This is a genomic window from Streptomyces sp. NPDC014656 (genome assembly GCF_043084305.1).
GTDB lineage: Bacteria > Actinomycetota > Actinomycetes > Streptomycetales > Streptomycetaceae > Streptomyces.
On record NZ_JBIBZN010000006.1, the window covers coordinates 196,858 to 213,811 of the forward strand.

The window sequence follows — 16,954 nt, forward strand, 5'->3', positions numbered from 1 at the left end:
GCTCACTGGTGCTTGTAGTGCTTGATGTTCGGGTCCTTGGCCGCCTCGTCGGCGAACTTCTGGATCTTCTTGATCGTCTCGGCGGGGGTGGCGCGGCCGGCCATCATCTCGCCGATGCCGGCGACGCCGATCTTCTCCTTCTGGAGCGCGACGTACCAGTCCTGGAGACGGGGGTTGACCACGTTGGTGCCGGCCTTCTCCAGGGCCGCCACACCGGACTTGAGGCCCGGGGACAGCTCGATGCCGGTGGTGCCGCCGTTGAGCGCGCTGAGCGACTTCACGGACTGGGTGAAGCTCTTGGAGGACGCCTCGCTGAGCATGATGCGCAGCTGCTCCATGGCGGCCTCGGGGTTCTTCGCCTTCGCCGGGACGATGAAGGGCTCGCCGCCGGCCGCCCAGATGGTGCCGAAGGGCATCTTGTCGGAGGAGTCCAGGCCGGTCGGGGCGGAGACGGCGAGGCCGAAGTCGGCCGGCATGGTCTTCGCGGCCTCGTTCTCGACCCAGGAGCCGTTCGGGATGAAGAGCGCCTTGCCCTCGGTCCAGGCGGTCTGCGACTGGATGTGGTCGAGGCCGGGGGTGCCCTGGAGGATGTAGCCCTTCTTGAAGAGCTCGTAGTACGCCTCGAAACAGGCCTTGACGGCCGGGTGCTCCCAGGCCTTCGGCTCCAGGTTGTCGATGGCGTCCAGGACCTCGCGGCCGCCGACCTTGGCGATCATCGGGTAGAGCGAGAAGGGCAGGTAGTACGGGTGCTTGCCCGCGTACGTCCAGGGCGCGATGCCCTTCTTCTTGGCCTTCTCGCAGACGGCCAGCATCTCGTCCCAGGTCTCGGGGTACTTCGCGTCGAGCGAGTCGAGCGCCTTCTGCGAGTACCACACGCCGTAGACGGTGTAGGCGTAGTTCAGCATCCAGCAGGGCTCGCCGTCGAACTGGCCCATCTCGATGATGCCGGGGCGCAGGGTGTCGCGGACCTTCTTGGCCGGGTCGTCCACGGAGGGCGCGTCGAGGAGCGGGGTCAGGTCGGTCAGCTGCTTCTGTCCGACGAGGACGCCCATGTCCATCTGCTCGGCGCCGGAGTTGTCGATCAGGTCCGGCGGGGTGCCGCCGTTGAACCGGGGCTGGAGCTCGGTGGTGATCTTCTGCGTCGGGGTGAACTTGACCTTGGCCTTCGGGTAGCTCGCCTCGAAGAGCTTGATCGCGTCCTTGGCGTACTGCTGGCCGAAACCACCGTCGAAGAGGACGAAGTCGAGCTCGGCCGACTCATTCACCCCGAGCGGGTTCTTGTCGGACTTGACGCCCTTCTCGACCTTTTCGTTGTTGCTGCCGCCGCCGCTGGCGCAGGCGGAGAGGAAGCCCATCGCCGGGACGGAGATCAGACCGACAGCGGTGGAACGCTTGATCAGGTCGCGACGGCCGAGGCCGCCCTCGTTCGAGCGGGCGGAGGTGGATCCCATGCTCAAGTCCTCGCCTTCATTCAGGACTCAGGCGGTGTACCGGTCACCCGTACTTCGTCTCGCCACCGGCGAAGGGCCCCGCCACCGCGGTCATTTGCAGCTGGGTCGTGCAGGCGTCGGGCCGTCGCCGGAGGTTTCCGACGGGCTGGACGCCGACAGGTATAGTCCACTTCCCGCAGCGGTAGCAAGATCGAAAGCAGCATTCGTCAGGCATCTTTCCCGAGTTGAGACCTCGGGGATTTCCCCGGGGCTTCGCACGGATGCCTGCCCGGTCCGACAGGAACACATCCCTCCGGGATGCCTTCACAACCTGAATGGTCCATTCGCAATCCGGCGAAACGGACCGGCCCGGAAGGAAGTTGCGGGATGGCTGGAACCGCGGGGGCGCGACTGCCGTCTTCCTGTCATGTACGGAGTCGCTGCCGGGCGGGCGGAAACGGGGGAAAACCCGCCGAACCGGGCCGAGTTCGGTGGTGCTTCGTACCTTTCTGTTCCCACATCTGATCTGGAGATCACGTGGCCAAGACTTCTGGCCTGAATCGCACGGGTGTGCTCGCCCGTGTCACGGTCGCCGCGGTGACCGCCGCCCTGGTGGGCACCACGACGGCCGCGGTGGCGGCGGAGCCGGGCCCGGCCTTCAAGCCCGCTCCCGTGCCCGCGCCGGCGCCGGCGCAGCAGTCGGACCGCGCGTCCGCCTTCGCGGCGACCGCGACCACCGGGGCCCCGCTCAACAACCTGTACGGCGTGAACAGCGCCGGCACCATCTGGGGGTACACCCCCGTCAGCGGGGGCGGCATCCAGCGGCTCGCGAACGAGTCGGGCACCGGCTGGACCTCGTACAAGCACTTCAACCAGTCCGACGTTGACGCGCGCGTCAACGAGTACGGCTACAAGTCGTCCGACGGCTTCTACGCCGTCCGCAGCGACGGTCGGCTGAACTACACGGACGGCGGCCCGCTCCGTGACCTCGGCGGCGGCTGGAACATTTACAACAAGGTCCTCTCCGCCGGCAACACGGGCGGCGGCGCGCCCGAGGACATCCTGGCCCGCGACAGCGCGGGCGTCCTGTGGCACTACCTGGGCTACAGCAACGCGGGCCTGACCGGCCGCTACCGCGTCGGCTCGGGCTGGAACGCCTACACCCAGCTCGCGGGCAAGGGCGACATCACCGGCGACGGCCGGGCCGACCTCGTCGCCCGCGACCGCAACGGCGTCCTGTGGCTGTACAAGGGCACCGGCCTCAACAACGCGCCCTTCACCGCCCGCACCCGGATCGGCAGCGGTTGGAACACCTACAACTACATCTTCTCCCCCGGTGACCTGACCGGTGACGGCCGGGCGGACCTGGTGGCCCGCGACGGCTCCGGCGCGCTGTGGCTGTACAAGGGCCGGGGCAGCTCCAGCGCCCCGTACACGGCCCGCGTGAAGATCGGCACCTCGGGCTGGAACAGCTTCCGCGCGATGTTCTGATCCTCCCGGTACGACGGAAGGGCCCCGCTCCTCGTGAAGAGGAGCGGGGCCCTTCCCGCTTGCTACCGGATCAGGGGCGTCAGCCGCGGATCAGGTTGCGGAGCACGTACTGCATGATGCCGCCGTTGCGGTAGTAGTCCGCCTCGCCGGGGGTGTCGATGCGGACGACCGCGTCGAACTCGACACCGGTGTCGGTGGTGACCTTCACCGTGCTGGGGGTGGTGCCCTCGTTCAGCTCGGTGATGCCGGTGATGGAGAAGGTCTCCTCGCCGGTCAGGCCCAGCGAGTCGGCCGACTGGCCGGCCGGGAACTGGAGCGGGAGGACGCCCATGCCGATGAGGTTCGAGCGGTGGATGCGCTCGTACGACTCGGTGATGACGGCCTTGACACCGAGGAGCGCGGTGCCCTTGGCGGCCCAGTCGCGGGACGAGCCGGAGCCGTACTCCTTGCCGCCCAGGATGACCAGCGGGGTGCCGGCGGCCTGGTAGTTCTGCGAGGCGTCGTAGATGAACGACACCGGGCCGTCGGCCTGGGTGAAGTCGCGGGTGTAGCCGCCCTCGGTGCCCGGCGCGATCTGGTTGCGCAGGCGGATGTTGGCGAAGGTGCCGCGGATCATGACCTCGTGGTTGCCCCGGCGCGAGCCGTAGGAGTTGAAGTCACGACGCTCCACACCGTGCTCGGTGAGGTACTTGCCGGCCGGGGTGTCGGCCTTGATGGCGCCGGCCGGGGAGATGTGGTCGGTGGTGACCGAGTCGCCGAGCTTCGCGAGCACGCGGGCGCCCGTGATGTCGGTGACCGGGGTGGTCTCCATCGTCATGCCCTCGAAGTACGGGGGCTTGCGGACGTAGGTCGACTCGGCGTCCCACTCGAAGGTGTTGCCGGTCGGGATCGACAGCGCCTGCCACTGGGCGTCGCCGGCGAAGACGTCCTGGTAGGACTTGGCGAACATGTCCTCGCCGATCGCGTTGGCGACGACGTCGTTCACCTCGGCCTCGGAGGGCCAGATGTCCTTGAGGAAGACCGGGTTGCCCTCGGTGTCGACACCCAGCGCGTCCTTGGTGATGTCCACCTTCATGGAGCCCGCGATGGCGTACGCGACGACCAGCGGCGGGGAGGCCAGGTAGTTCATCTTGACGTCGGGGTTGATGCGGCCCTCGAAGTTGCGGTTGCCCGAGAGGACCGAGGTCACGGCCAGGTCGTGCTCGTTGACCGCCTTGGAGACCTCCTCCGGCAGCGGGCCGGAGTTGCCGATGCAGGTGGTGCAGCCGTAGCCGACGAGGTTGAAGCCGACCTTGTCGAGGTACGGGGTGAGGCCCGCCTTGTCGAAGTAGTCGGTGACGACCTTCGAGCCCGGGGCGAGGGTGGTCTTGACCCACGGCTTGCGGGTCAGGCCCTTCTCCACGGCCTTCTTCGCGACGAGCGCGGCGGCGACCATGACGTACGGGTTCGACGTGTTGGTGCAGGAGGTGATGGCCGCGACCGTCACCGCACCGTGGTCGAGGGTGTAGGTCGAGCCGTCGGGGGCGGTGACCTCGACCGGGTTCGACGGGACCGTGCTGGAGACGGCCGGGGCGTCGGAGGCCGGGAAGGACTCCTTGCCCGCCTCGTCGACCGAGTCGACGTAGTTGCGCACGTCCTGGGCGAACTGCGCGGCGGCGTTCGCGAGGATGATGCGGTCCTGCGGGCGCTTCGGGCCGGCGATCGACGGGACGACCGTGGAGAGGTCGAGCTCCAGCTTCTCGGAGAAGTCGGGCTCGGCCTTCGGGTCCAGCCAGAGGCCCTGCTCCTTGGCGTACGCCTCGACGAGCGCGACCTGCTGCTCGGAGCGGCCGGTGAGCTTGAGGTAGTTCAGGGTCTCGTCGTCGATCGGGAAGACCGCGGCGGTGGAGCCGAACTCGGGCGACATGTTGCCGATGGTGGCGCGGTTCGCGAGGGAGGTGGCGGCGACGCCCTCACCGTAGAACTCGACGAACTTGCCGACGACGCCGTGCTTGCGCAGCATCTCGGTGATGGTCAGCACCAGGTCGGTGGCGGTGGTGCCGGTGGGCAGCTCGCCGGTCAGCTTGAAGCCGACGACGCGCGGGATCAGCATGGAGACCGGCTGGCCGAGCATGGCGGCCTCGGCCTCGATGCCGCCGACGCCCCAGCCGAGCACACCGAGGCCGTTGACCATGGTGGTGTGGGAGTCGGTGCCGACGAGGGTGTCGGGGTACGCCTGGCCGTTGCGGACCATGACGGTGCGGGCCAGGTGCTCGATGTTCACCTGGTGGACGATGCCGGTGCCCGGGGGGACGACCTTGAAGTCGTCGAAGGCGGTCTGGCCCCAGCGCAGGAACTGGTAGCGCTCCTTGTTGCGGCCGTACTCCAGCTCGACGTTCTGCGCGAAGGCGTCGTTGGTGCCGAACTTGTCGGCGATGACGGAGTGGTCGATGACCATCTCGGCCGGGGAGAGCGGGTTGATCTTCGCCGGGTCGCCGCCGAGCGCGGCGACGGCCTCACGCATGGTGGCGAGGTCGACGACGCAGGGGACACCGGTGAAGTCCTGCATGATCACGCGCGCCGGCGTGAACTGGATCTCCTGGCTCGGCTGGGCCTGGGAGTCCCAGTTGCCGAGGGCCCGGATGTGGTCGGCGGTGATGTTCGCGCCGTCCTCGGTGCGGAGCAGGTTCTCCAGGAGGACCTTCAGGCTGTAAGGGAGGCGCGCGGAGCCCTCGACCTTGTCCAGCTTGAAGATCTCGTACGACTCGTCGCCCACGCGCAGCGTGCTGCGGGCGTCGAAGCTGTTCGCCGACACGACAGTCTCCTTCATCAATGTGCGCGTACTACCGTCATGCTGCCGCCACGGCTTCTCGCCGATCCGCTAAGGTAAGGCTAAGTTAGGTAACCCTTACCGGGGAGGCGGCCGCAGTGCGCCGTCAGCAGTTATCTCGATATCGAGATAACTCTAGTGCATCCCCGGCCTTCGGTCATGCCCGGCCGCCCCGCGATCTCACGTGGCGGGCCGGGCGGGCGCGTACGCTCACCGCCATGGGCGACGGCGTGGTGGGGGCGATCCGGGGGCTGTTCCGCGGACGCGGGGAGCGTGGGTCCGGGCCCGGCGCGGGTGACGAGGGCGGCCGGGCACGGGGCGAGGCGGACGACCGGGCACGGGGCGACGGGGACGGCCGGGCGCGGGGCGGCAGGGACGACCGGGCACGGGGCGACGCGGACGGGCTCGCCCGGGTCGACGCGGAGATCACCGCGTTCGGGGAGGCGCTCGCCGCGCACCCCTTCGTACCGGACCACGGGGCGCACGGCCCGGACGTCCTCGCCGACTACCAGCGGGCGCTGGACGCCTACGAGCGGGCCAAACGGGACTTCGCCGGCGACCGGACCCCTCGGGACACCGCCGACGTGCTGCGCGCCCTGGACACCGGGCGGCACGCGCTGACCTGCGTGGACGCGGCCGTCGAGGGTCGGCCCCGCCCGCACCGGCTCCCGCTCTGCTTCTTCGACCCCCGGCACGGACGCGCCGCCGAGGAGGTCCGCTGGGCACCCGCCGGCGGCACGGCCCGGACGGTCGCGGTGTGCGCGGCCGACGCCGTACGCCTGGCGGAGGGCAGGCCGCCGATCGAGAGCGGACTGCGGGAGCCGGAGCCGGAGGCCGTGCCCCGCGCCCGGCGCCGTACCGCTCCGGCGTCCGGGCCGCTCCCGGCCGCACCGGGCGGCGTCGACGTGGGCGCGGACGCCGACGCCTACGCGGCCCGGCCCGGCAGGACCGGGCCGCGGCAGTGGCGGGAGGGCCGGGGCAACGCGGGGGTAGCGCTGTTCCGCACCGGGCCGGACCGGCCCGCGGTGCTGGTGGTCCACCTCGACCGGGCGGACGGCTCCTGGGTCGAGCTGACCGAACCGCCGGTCGACGGTCCGGACCGCCAGCCGCTCACCCACGCCTCCGCGCTGACCCGGGCGGTGGTCCCGGTCCCGTCCGGCGGCGGGGAGGCCGTCCGCCTCCAGCTGCACACCAGGAAGGGGTGGCGGGTCTGGCTGCACCCGCCGGAGGAGGTCCCCCACCTGGACGACGAGCTCGCGTCGACGGGTTCGTACGTCCTGCGCCACTCCGGCGGGCGGGAACCGCTGCGGGTGACCCAGCACGCCGGCTCCGCCTTCACCCTCCACGCCCTGCGGTCGGACCACCGCGCCGGGGAGCTGCTGTGCGAGGGGACGGGCGCGTTCACGGCCGGGGCCGTCCTGCCGAAGAAGCCGGGGCTGCTGTACGTACGGTCGCGCGGCACCTGGACGCTGACGCCCACCGGGGAGCCGAAGCGGCCCTGAGCCGGGATGCCGAAGCGGCCCGAGCCGGGGTGCCGAAGCAGCCCGAGCCAGGATGCCGAAGCGATCCGAGCCGGGGCGTTCCCGCGTCTCCGTTCGGACGCGCGCGCGTTGCCGCGGGGACGGGGCGGGGCGACGATCGGTCCATGTTCAGCGGCGCGCACGTCATCCTCTACACCCGCGACGCGGAGGCCGACCGGGCCTTCCTGCGGGACGTCGTCGGCTTCCCGCACGTGGACGCGGGGCGGGGCTGGCTGGTCTTCCGGCTGCCGCCCGCCGAGATCGCGGTCCACCCGGCCGAGGGCGAGCCGAAGCACGAGGTCTATCTGATGTGCGAGGACCTCACCCGCACCCTCACCGCCCTGGAGGACAAGGGCGCGGAGATCTCACGGGCCATCACCGACCAGGGATGGGGGCTGCTCGCGGCGGTACGGCTGCCGAGCGGCACGGAGCTTCCGCTGTACGAACCGCGACACCCCACGGCCATCGACCTCCCCACCTAGCCCAAATCGGTCATATAACCTCATACGTAACGACACGTCACCCGAATGCCGCACCCCGGTGATCGACTCATCTCATATCTGAGATAACGTGACGGCATGGCAGACGACTACCTCGTACGCATCGGCAAGCTCATCCGTGACGCACGGCAGCACCGCGGCTGGACCCAGACGCAGCTCGCCGAAGCCCTGGCCACCAGTCAGAGCGCGGTCAACCGGATCGAACGCGGCAACCAGAACATCAGCCTTGAGATGATCGCCCGCATCGGGGAGGCCCTCGACAGCGAGATCGTCTCCCTCGGCTACGCCGGCCCGATGCACCTCCGCGTCGTCGGCCGCCGCCGCCTCTCCGGCTCCATCGACGTCAAGACCAGCAAGAACGCCTGCGTCGCGCTGCTGTGCGCCACCCTCCTCAACAAGGGCCGCACGGTGCTGCGCCGGGTCGCCCGGATCGAGGAGGTCTTCCGCCTCCTCGAAGTGCTCAACTCCATCGGCGTCCGCACCCGCTGGATCAACGACGGCGTGGACCTGGAGATCGTGCCGCCGGCCGAGCTGGACATGGAGTCCATCGACGCCGAGGCCGCCATCCGCACCCGCTCCATCATCATGTTCCTCGGCCCGCTGCTGCACCGCCTGGACCGCTTCAAGCTGCCCTACGCCGGCGGCTGCGACCTCGGTACGCGCACGATCGAGCCGCACATGATCGCGCTGCGCCGCTTCGGCCTGGACATCACCGCCACCGAGGGCCTCTACCACGCGCAGGTCGAGCGGGCCGTCTCCCCCGACCGCCCGATCGTCCTGACCGAGCGCGGCGACACCGTGACCGAGAACGCGCTCCTGGCGGCCGCCCGCCACGACGGCGTCACCGTCATCCGCAACGCCTCCTCCAACTACATGGTCCAGGACCTGTGCTTCTTCCTGGAGGCGCTGGGCGTGCGCGTCGACGGCGTCGGCACCACCACCCTGACCGTGCACGGCGTCCCGGAGATCGACGCCGACGTCGACTACTCCCCCTCCGAGGACCCGGTCGAGGCCATGAGCCTCCTCGCCGCGGCCGTCGTCACCGAGTCCGAGCTGACGATCCGCCGGGTCCCGATCGAGTTCCTGGAGATCGAGCTCGCGGTCCTGGAGGAGATGGGCCTCGACCACGACCGCTCCGCCGAGTACGCCGCCGACAACGGCCGCACCCGCCTGGTCGACCTGACGGTCCGCCCCTCCAAGCTGGAGGCGCCGATCGACAAGATCCACCCGATGCCCTTCCCGGGCCTCAACATCGACAACGTCCCCTTCTTCGCGGCCATCGCGGCCACCGCCCAGGGCCAGACCCTCATCCACGACTGGGTCTACGACAACCGCGCCATCTACCTCACGGACCTCAACCGCCTCGGCGGCCGCCTCCAGCTCCTGGACCCCCACCGCGTCCTGGTCGAGGGCCCCACCCGCTGGCGCGCCGCCGAGATGATGTGCCCGCCCGCCCTCCGCCCCGCCGTCGTCGTCCTCCTGGCGATGATGGCCGCCGAAGGCACCTCCGTCCTCCGCAACGTCTACGTCATCAACCGCGGCTACGAGGACCTCGCGGAACGCCTGAACTCGGTGGGCGCGCAGATCGAGATCTTCAGGGACATCTAGGAAGGCGGGCCCGGTGTTTCTTCGCCGGGTCCGCTCCGAAACGGGTCGGGGCTGCCGGACGTCAGATCCGGCAGCCCCGACCCGTACCCGGACGGCTCAGGAATCCCGCAGCGCCGCTGCCGCGTCCTGTAGCTCACAGATCGCGGACAGGCCCTTCAGCAGGGACTCGATGGACGAGGTGATGCGCCGGGTGGGGCGGCGCAGCCGGCGGCTGGCGCTGCCGAACAGACGGATCGTCTCCATCCCTTCCCTCATGGATGCCTCTGCGGCAGCCGCGCCCCAGGGGGCCGACACGAGCTGCTCCAGCACCGCGTCCGCGCCCTCCGGCCACCGGGAGCGAGGAGTCTTGGCCGCCCATTCCATGAACGCCCCGAACGCGCCTGCGCTGGCGCCCAAGTGCTCCTCGAAGCGCCCCGTCGCGTCCTCCAGGTCGCCGGCCGGGCCGTCGAGGGCCTTGGCGAGGCGGTTCAGCACGGCCACCTTCTCGCTCGACGACGTTCCCGGTCGGCCCATGCGGGTCATGTCCTTGGCGAACAGTTCGAGCATCGCTTTGAGGTCCGTCATGGCGGCGTCCACGTCGTCCATGTCTCCGGAGAGCGCCTCCATCTGGGATTCCGATTCCATCACCAGATCGAACAGCCCGGGCACGTCGTCAGAGGCATCCGTGTCCGCGTCCGGCGGAAAGGCCGGCGGCGGGGACGGGGACGACGCGAGCACCCCGTTCTGCGACTCCGCTCCGAGCAGGATCGTCAGCCGCTGCCGAGCGGTGACGATATCGGCGGAACACGACGGGAACGCGATGCGGAATGCCGTACTGGACGGCAGGAAAGTGCCCGCCTTCTCCGTGACGTGGAGGGTACGGCGACCGAGCGCGTGCCGGGCTCCGAGTGCGAAGACGAGTTCCTCGTCTCCCCCTTCAAGGTCCGCCACGACGATCTCCGCCTCGCCCAGCAGGTGCAGCAGTCGGTCCATGGGCATGCCGCTTTCGGCAAGCCTGTCCACGTGCAGGGCGTCGAACCCCATGGACTCGCACACAGGCCTCACGACCTCCTCGTAGAGGACCGTGGACCGGCGCCGCTCGTCGGGGAGGTGAGGGCCGGCAGCGGGAGCAGGGGGCGTATTCCTGCCGATGACAAGGCAAGTGGGCATGGTGGTTTCCTTTCGCGCGGTCGGTGATGCGGAGTTCCGTCCCGCCGACGGCGAGGCGATCGGCGGGGCGATGTCCGGTCAGTCGAAGAGGGTGAGCGCCACTCCGTCGGCGATCTCGTCGGCGAAAACCGGCCGCTCCTCGATGCCGAGCGCGGCCAGCAAATCGACGGTGCGCACCCGGTGACGGCTGCCGACACGGACGGTGGGACAGGGGAAGGCGTTTCGGGCGATCAGCCGGTAGGCAGTGCCCAGGCACATGCCGAACGCCCTGGCCGCCGTACGCAGATCGACGCTCACCGGCAGGTCGAAGATCTCTCGAAAGGTGAGGGGAGTGTCGGGACGGTCGCTCATCCGTTCCTCCGTGCACGTCGCAGGGAGAGCGTGGCGACCTGGCGGCCCCGGCCCGAGTGACCGACGCTCGTGGCCGTGCCGGCGATGCCCCAGGCACGGGCGAGCGCGCCGAGCCGTACCCCTTCGACACGATGCGCGGGTACGGAGATCCGCAGGGGCGCGGAGAGGCCAGGGCCGCGCGGGCCAGGGTCGTAGTCGGCGTGCCAGACCCCTTCTCCGCCCTCGTCGAGGGGGATGCCACCCACGAGGTCCACGTCGTCCACGGCGTTCTCCCGGCGCGCTTCGCGCCAGACTTCCCACGTGCGGGAACAGGCCGATCTCAGCACCGCCGCACCGGGGTCGGAGACGTGTGGGCCAAGCTCTGCCAGTCCTTCGAGATAGCAGGTGACGAGTTCCGCCTCGACGTCCTCGCGATCGACGCGGCAGCACCGGGCGATGTTGAAGGCGGTGCGACACAGTCCGGGGAGTCCGAGCCACACCACCGCCATCGGCCAGTCGGGGCCTCCGGTCCGGGCGCGCTCGGCGATCTGGCGCCACAGAGAAGCCTTCACCGTGGAGCATGCGGTGCGGTCGTACAGCAGCGCGCGAGCCTGGAGGAGGGTGAGGGGCGCCGGTTCCGTACCGTCGAACAAGCGCAGCGGGGGTGCGGGGTCACTGTCCGCGCAGTGGCGCTCGACGGTGGTGAAGAGGCCGGGACGAGAAGGAAACCACATCGGTTCTCCTGGTCAATCGGTTTTCGGGAAAGGGGTCTTGTCGCGCCATGTCTTCAGCGCGCGGGCAGCGAGCTCCTTGCCCGGCATCGTGTCCGGGCCTCTTTCCACGGCCAGGAGCCAGCGGAGAAAGCCGGGTTCCTGAGCGGTCACCAGGCTGTCGAGAAGCGGGGGGACCGCCTGGGGGCGACCGTCGGCGCCGGCCTCTTCCGCACACCAGGCAAGCAGGGTGTCCCGCATGACCACGAAGGCAGCCGCCTCGTTCAGGGACCATCCGACGAAGTGCGTCACGGTCCTCGCCGATTCGGGATCGGCCAGGGCCCACTCGCTCCACCAGGCGAACTCCGCGCGCAGCAGGAGAGGGAAGACCAGGGCGACCGTCAGGCCGGGTACACCATCGGTCTCCGTCCAGGCGCGCATCCGTTTCAGCAGCACCGCCCTGGCCGCGTGGTCTCCGGCGTCGAACCGCCGCGCGAGCGCAGTTGCGACCACCCTCCAAACAGAGAGGTCGTCCGGGCCGTCCCCCGATGTCGCCATGAGCCGTTCCAGCAACCGCAGCGCCTCTCCGTCCGCGATCCCTTCGTGCTCCTGACAGGCGTACGCCACGGCCTGGCGCTGAGAAAGCTGGGACGTGACGCTCCACAGATCGAGCAGCTCGGCCGCCTTCCGGGCTGCCCTCCGGTCGCGGAAAGCCGTCGTCAAGCACCGCGCGATCATCTTCGGGGCGGCGAACGAAGGGGACGACGCCAGTGCGGGCAGGAGATCCAGGGACTGTCCGCCCGTGGCCTCCGCCATGGCGGCCACAGCCCGGCCGGCCCGCTCGACCTCCTCCTCGTGACCGGGGTCGGCCAGCCACGTGTGCACCACGGGGACGAGATCCGCGTGGTCGCGGCACAGTCCCTCCCACACGGCTCCTGCCACGGCGGGCCAGAAGAAGGTCATCGTGTCGATGGCCTCGCTGTCGACGTGGCGCACTCGGTGGGCCCCGAGGATCCGCAGGACGTCGGCCGATGGCCACTGCCGGAATCCCTCGCCCGCACGGCCGTGCGGAGCGTTCGGGCCGGGTTCTCGCTCCCCGTACGGTCCCATCAGCCGCAGCAATTGCCGCGCGCGTTCCGTCACGAGGGTGCGGTGCAGCCCCCCGTAGGCGCTGAGGGAGAGCAGGCAGGCCAGAAGGGCGGGGTCGTTCTGGGTCCGGGCTAGAATCTCGGCGCCCTCGGTCCGGGCGAGGCGGAGCGGAAGCTCCTCGGGAGCGCGGCCGCCCTCTGCGCCCAGGCGGCACAAGGCGTCCGCGGCCTGGGCGGCGTAGCGGGGCGGCAGCCCGTCCGGCAGCAACTCGTCGAGCGTGCCGGGTAGCAGGTTCCGCAACCACCGGGCTCGTGTCGCCTCGTCGGGGCAACCGTCCGCAAGGTGGGCGGCGAAGACCTGCCCGGGGGCCGGCGGGCGGTGGCGCAGGACCGGCATTCCGAGGTGGTCCTCCAAGGCGCTCACCAGGCCGGGGGCCTCCGCCAGCACGATGACCAGACGTGCGCCCGCTTCTGTCAGGAGTCCTTCGAGGCGGCCCAGGTACCACTCCCGGAGGGCGAACGGGTCCGCGGGTTCCGTCATCAGGTACCCGTCGACTCCCTGGGCGCGCGGCGACCACCGGGAGAGGTTGACGGTCCCGTCGATCTGGACGAGCACGGGTTCCCGACGGCCGTGCGCGAGGAGATTGAGGGCGTGCGTCTCCCGCCCCGTCCCGGTCTCGCCCACGAGTACCGCGACACCGGATTCGAGTACGGCGAGGGCGTCCTCGAATCCGGGCGGCGGCACGAAGCGTCGTCGCACCGTTTCCAGGTACCTCGCCCGCACAGGGCCTTGTCGCATCGGCCCCGGCGCCGCACCGCCCTCCGACGAGGGCGCGAGGACCTGCTGCTGGCCACCGGTCACCACTCCGGTGTTGACGGTGCCGTGCGGAGCCACGACCACCATCTCCCGGCCCGTCAGGGCCGCCATGAACCCTTCGAAGTCGCTTCGCTCACCGGCGGGTTCAGCGGTCGCCATCGGTTCCTCCGTCGGTACGGCCGGAGAACTCGACAGTGGTGACGTGCTGGCCGCCGTGGACGATGCCGGTGTTGATGATCCCGCGCTCCGCGCTCAGGACCGTCACGGGCGGGCTCGCCGTCTCGGGGCCGGCGACCGGGGCCGCACGGGGCGCGCGCCCCGGGGCGTCGTCCCCTCGCGTCCGACGGAACGCGAGGACGTTGTCCGGATCGCGGGTCTCTTCTGCTCGCATGTCGCCTTCCTGCCGTGGATGCCCGGGAATTCTTCGGGCGCACTTCGTTCGGACGTTTCGAGACTCCCGTGGATCCGGCTGCGACGCTGTTCCGGAGGACCAGAAAAAGCGTGTCCGGCGTCACGTTTGAAAGGAGCTCCCGGGAGTGCGGGAAAAGAGAAGCGAGCGCGCTACCCCAAGGCAGCACGCTCGCACGTGAACTCGATATTCGAGTATCTAATTGATTCAGATGAAATCGCCGGGAACCCGCCGTCCCAGCGCCCCGATCCGGTCGCGCAGCAGACGGGAGAGCTCCTGGCGTTCCTGAACGGGCAACGTGCCCAGCAGTACGGCCAGCTCCTCCTGCCAGTCGGAGCGCGGCGGGGCCAGCAGGTCCCGGTGATCGACCGCCCAGTCCAGCACCTGCCGCACTTCCCCCGGGTGTCGGAGCAGCCACAGTGCCGCCAGTGAGACCGGGCCCGCCTGGAGGGCTTGGAGGCAGAACTCGTACTCCCCCCGGCGGCTGGTCGTCCAGGAGTAGCGAACCCCTTCGCCCTCCTGGCCGAGCCTCAGCTCTTCACCGCTCTCCCGGAGCCGCACATCGAACACCCGGTAGCTCAGGCCGTATTCCTCCAGGCGCTGGGGAAGACCGAGCCGGCTCATGATCTCCGGTGCGCCCAGTCCGCTGCCCGTGACCTCCTGTGCTTCCGCCAAGTGCCGCAGGGCGGAGGTGAGGTGGGCGCGCACCGTGTGCCAGCCGTATCGGCTCTTCGTCCGTACGACGCGTACGGGATCGTGAACCCACCAGGAGATCCAGAGGTCGACGGATTCCGTGCCGTACACCGTGGGGAGGCCGACCGCCCGGGTGTCCACGTGCTCGGTCGCATCCACCCGGAAGGCGTCGGTGTACCTGCCGGCCAGCCGGGGAGGACCGGCCGCGTCCAAGAGGGGCAGGTGCGCCTCGGTGTCGTCCGGGTCCCCTCGGCGGCCGAGGAGAAAATACTCTCCCTCCTCGTCCCTGAGCACCAGCGACCACTCTTTCGAAGCGAACCAGCGGTGGCCGAGAATTTCCCTCCAGGGCGGCCTCTCCAGCCGATGGAAGAGATCCTCGGGGCTCTCTTCGCTCATGCCACCCTCCTGTATTCACCCTTGCGCCACCGGTGCAGCGCATGACGCGCGGCGGCGAGGCCGGGCCATCCGTCCGCACCCGCCCGGTCCATTTCCACGAAAAGACGGAACTCGCCGGATCTCATGGATTGGGAAAGGGCCGCGAAAAGTTTCTCGACCGCCTTGGACTGCTCCTCGTCCCATCGGCTCGCCTCCGCCCAGTACAGGAGGGCCGTGCACGCACCGCCGAAAGAGCCCTCCTCGTTCAGCGCCCGGCCGGCGAGTTCGACCAGGGCCTGTGCTCCCAGCGTCCACCGGGCGAGGTTCCACATGAACCACTGTGGAGACCAGAGCATCCCGTTGAAGAGCGACAGCACCCGCTCCTGGTCGCAGTGGTCGTCGTCCAGCCACTCCAAGAGCCGACCGAAGACCTTCTCCTCGTTGCCGGCCCGGAACAGGCTCAGGACCGCGGCGTCCACGGCCACCCGCACCTCTAGCTCCTTGGTGTCATGGCTCTGCGACCCGAGGAAGAGCTTGTGGAGAAGGTTCAGGGCGACGTCAGGGCGGGCGAGCCCGAATTCGGCGCCGCAGGCATGGGCCACCGTCGCCCTGAGGCAGGGGTTCGCCGCCGTGCTCCACCGGTCGAGGCGGTACCGGACCTCCGCGACGAGTACAGGGTCCTCGGCCGCGACGCTCAGTGCGTTCGCCGCGACGATCCTGCTGGTCGCCCGCTCTGATCCCGCGAGTTCCTTCAGGTGTCCCAGGGCGTTCCGTCCACCGCCCCAACTCGCGGCCCTCCCCATGGTCCGACCCGCCGCTCCGGCCAGCCCGTCGAAGCGGGGCACGTCCCGCAGCCACTCGACGAGAAGTTCCGACAGCCGCCCGTACTCCCGCCACACGTGTCTGAGCACGGCCTCGGCCTGCCGGTGCCTGACGAACGCCACGGCCTCCACACTGTGCGTGTAGGTGCCCTCCGCGCAGATCTCGCGTTCCTGACGGACCGCGCGCACCGCGTGCAGCCGCTCGGTCAGAGAGCGCCGGAAGACGAACTCCGGATTGGGTCGGTCGCCCCTGGTGGCCCCGTCGGCGTCCGTGCCGGGCAGCACAGCCGTGAACCGATCGCCCGCCAGCTTCGCCAGCCGGTCCGCCTCGTCCCTGACGACCCTCTGGTCCAGCCCTTCGTACACCGAGGCGGCCAGCAGGAAGGCCAGCGAATCCGGATCCTCGTGCAAGCTCCGGATGAGTTCCGGAACCTCCTGCTCGGCCCGGTAACTCAGCCGGAGACCCAGGTCTCCGAGGGCTTCCGGATCACCGTCCGCGGCGACGAGTGCCGTCACCAGTTCCGCCACTTCGGCGGGCGTCAGCTCCGGAACCAGAAGGTCTGCCAGATCGTGGTGGTGGCTCAGTGCGGCCAGCAGCCGGTCCCGTTCCGCCCGGTCCGGCACCATCGCCTCGAAACGGCTGTCGAACACCTGGGAGGGGGGAGGCGGGACGCACACGACGGGATCGATGCGGAGGTCCCGTTCGAGGCGGCGCAGCAGGGCCGCGTCGTCCGGCAGCACGATCACCATGCGTGCGCGGGCCTTCCGGAGCAGCTCGCGCACATGCATCAGAACGACCCGGGAGAGGGGGCGGGCCGGGAAGAGGCCGTCCATCAGATAGCCCCGCGCCGAAGCGTCTGCGGGTTTCCAGCGATCCAGTTCGGTGACGCCGTCCAGCGCCCGCAACGGCGCGTCCGCTCCGCAGCCTGCGCGCAGCAGGTTGAGCGCCACGGTGCGGCGTCCGGCCCCCGGCCGGCCCCCGGCCGGCCCACCAGAAAAAGGGGTCCCTCCCCCAGTCGCCCCAGGGCCGCTTCGAACCATTCCGGCCGTACGAACCCGAACTCGGCGTCCTTCAGTTCCGCGGCCGGGATCGGGCCCTCGCGCACCCTGCCCTCCCTCTGCCGCCCTCCTTCTCGCCCGAGCTCGTTGCGCACGCCTTGCCCACCGCGCATGAAGCCGGTGTTGACGTTCCCTTGGGGGGCGT

At 70.1% G+C, this 16,954-nt stretch carries 13 protein-coding genes; 4 read left to right on the forward strand and 9 right to left on the reverse strand.

What is annotated here, in order from left to right:
* Positions 1-2: 2 nt before the first annotated feature.
* Positions 3-1,451 carry an N-acetylglucosamine/diacetylchitobiose ABC transporter substrate-binding protein gene (ngcE, locus tag ACF1ED_RS16740; protein ID WP_391761029.1) on the reverse strand — a complete coding sequence of 483 codons (1,449 nt, stop codon included), beginning with the start codon at positions 1,449-1,451 and terminating at the stop codon, positions 3-5.
* Positions 1,452-1,967: 516 nt separating this feature from the next.
* Between ngcE and ACF1ED_RS16745 the strand changes: the two genes are divergently transcribed.
* Positions 1,968-2,921 (forward strand): FG-GAP repeat domain-containing protein, encoded by a 954-nt coding sequence (locus ACF1ED_RS16745; protein ID WP_391761031.1) that lies wholly within the window; start codon positions 1,968-1,970, stop codon positions 2,919-2,921.
* Positions 2,922-3,000: 79 nt separating this feature from the next.
* On the opposite strand, the gene acnA is transcribed toward ACF1ED_RS16745, so the two are convergent.
* Positions 3,001-5,715: an aconitate hydratase AcnA gene (gene acnA, locus ACF1ED_RS16750; protein ID WP_391761033.1), complete on the reverse strand. Its 2,715-nt coding sequence runs from the start codon at positions 5,713-5,715 to the stop codon at positions 3,001-3,003.
* Positions 5,716-5,948: 233 nt separating this feature from the next.
* On the opposite strand from acnA, the gene ACF1ED_RS16755 reads away from it, so the two are divergent.
* From ACF1ED_RS16755 to ACF1ED_RS16765, 3 genes are all read left to right on the forward strand, one after another.
* The gene (locus ACF1ED_RS16755; RefSeq protein ID WP_391761035.1) at positions 5,949-7,232 is read left to right on the forward strand and encodes a hypothetical protein; all 1,284 of its coding nucleotides are present in this window, start codon (positions 5,949-5,951) and stop codon (positions 7,230-7,232) included.
* Between the two features lie 143 nt (positions 7,233-7,375).
* Complete coding sequence (locus ACF1ED_RS16760; RefSeq protein WP_391761037.1) at positions 7,376-7,732, forward strand: VOC family protein; 357 nt, start codon at positions 7,376-7,378, stop codon at positions 7,730-7,732.
* A 96-nt stretch (positions 7,733-7,828) separates the two neighbouring features.
* Positions 7,829-9,358: a helix-turn-helix domain-containing protein gene (locus ACF1ED_RS16765; protein ID WP_391761039.1), complete on the forward strand. Its 1,530-nt coding sequence runs from the start codon at positions 7,829-7,831 to the stop codon at positions 9,356-9,358.
* A 96-nt stretch (positions 9,359-9,454) separates the two neighbouring features.
* On the opposite strand, the gene ACF1ED_RS16770 is transcribed toward ACF1ED_RS16765, so the two are convergent.
* The 7 genes from ACF1ED_RS16770 to ACF1ED_RS16800 form a co-directional block, all read right to left on the reverse strand.
* The gene (locus tag ACF1ED_RS16770) at positions 9,455-10,381 is read right to left on the reverse strand and encodes a hypothetical protein (protein ID WP_391761041.1); all 927 of its coding nucleotides are present in this window, start codon (positions 10,379-10,381) and stop codon (positions 9,455-9,457) included.
* A gap of 204 nt (positions 10,382-10,585) precedes the next feature.
* Positions 10,586-10,858 (reverse strand): DNA-binding protein, encoded by a 273-nt coding sequence (locus ACF1ED_RS16775; RefSeq protein ID WP_391761043.1) that lies wholly within the window; start codon positions 10,856-10,858, stop codon positions 10,586-10,588.
* The gene (locus ACF1ED_RS16780; protein ID WP_391761044.1) at positions 10,855-11,571 is read right to left on the reverse strand and encodes a hypothetical protein; all 717 of its coding nucleotides are present in this window, start codon (positions 11,569-11,571) and stop codon (positions 10,855-10,857) included. The genes ACF1ED_RS16775 and ACF1ED_RS16780 overlap by 4 nt, the downstream gene beginning before the upstream one ends.
* A 12-nt stretch (positions 11,572-11,583) precedes the next feature.
* The gene (locus ACF1ED_RS16785; RefSeq protein ID WP_391761046.1) at positions 11,584-13,611 is read right to left on the reverse strand and encodes a hypothetical protein; all 2,028 of its coding nucleotides are present in this window, start codon (positions 13,609-13,611) and stop codon (positions 11,584-11,586) included.
* Positions 13,598-13,843, reverse strand: coding sequence for an S-type pyocin domain-containing protein (locus tag ACF1ED_RS16790; protein WP_391761048.1), 246 nt, complete (start codon positions 13,841-13,843; stop codon positions 13,598-13,600). Before ACF1ED_RS16790 ends, ACF1ED_RS16785 begins: the two co-directional genes overlap by 14 nt.
* 225 nt (positions 13,844-14,068) lie before the next feature.
* Complete coding sequence (locus tag ACF1ED_RS16795) at positions 14,069-14,950, reverse strand: hypothetical protein (RefSeq protein ID WP_391761050.1); 882 nt, start codon at positions 14,948-14,950, stop codon at positions 14,069-14,071.
* Positions 14,947-16,701: a hypothetical protein gene (locus ACF1ED_RS16800; RefSeq protein ID WP_391761052.1), complete on the reverse strand. Its 1,755-nt coding sequence runs from the start codon at positions 16,699-16,701 to the stop codon at positions 14,947-14,949. Before ACF1ED_RS16800 ends, ACF1ED_RS16795 begins: the two co-directional genes overlap by 4 nt.
* Positions 16,702-16,954: the final 253 nt, after the last annotated feature.

What these genes read in the sequence shown, in the direction of transcription:
- ACF1ED_RS16790 (WP_391761048.1), bottom strand. Translation starts at nt 13,843, where the DNA reads ATGCGAGCAGAAGAGACCCGCGATCCGGACAACGTCCTCGCGTTCCGT.
- ACF1ED_RS16755 (WP_391761035.1), top strand. Translation starts at nt 5,949, where the DNA reads ATGGGCGACGGCGTGGTGGGGGCGATCCGGGGGCTGTTCCGCGGACGC.
- ACF1ED_RS16780 (WP_391761044.1), bottom strand. Translation starts at nt 11,571, where the DNA reads ATGTGGTTTCCTTCTCGTCCCGGCCTCTTCACCACCGTCGAGCGCCAC.
- ACF1ED_RS16770 (WP_391761041.1), bottom strand. Translation starts at nt 10,381, where the DNA reads ATGGGGTTCGACGCCCTGCACGTGGACAGGCTTGCCGAAAGCGGCATG.
- ACF1ED_RS16760 (WP_391761037.1), top strand. Translation starts at nt 7,376, where the DNA reads ATGTTCAGCGGCGCGCACGTCATCCTCTACACCCGCGACGCGGAGGCC.
- ACF1ED_RS16785 (WP_391761046.1), bottom strand. Translation starts at nt 13,611, where the DNA reads ATGGCGACCGCTGAACCCGCCGGTGAGCGAAGCGACTTCGAAGGGTTC.
- ngcE (WP_391761029.1), bottom strand. Translation starts at nt 1,451, where the DNA reads ATGGGATCCACCTCCGCCCGCTCGAACGAGGGCGGCCTCGGCCGTCGC.
- ACF1ED_RS16765 (WP_391761039.1), top strand. Translation starts at nt 7,829, where the DNA reads ATGGCAGACGACTACCTCGTACGCATCGGCAAGCTCATCCGTGACGCA.
- ACF1ED_RS16775 (WP_391761043.1), bottom strand. Translation starts at nt 10,858, where the DNA reads ATGAGCGACCGTCCCGACACTCCCCTCACCTTTCGAGAGATCTTCGAC.
- ACF1ED_RS16795 (WP_391761050.1), bottom strand. Translation starts at nt 14,950, where the DNA reads ATGAGCGAAGAGAGCCCCGAGGATCTCTTCCATCGGCTGGAGAGGCCG.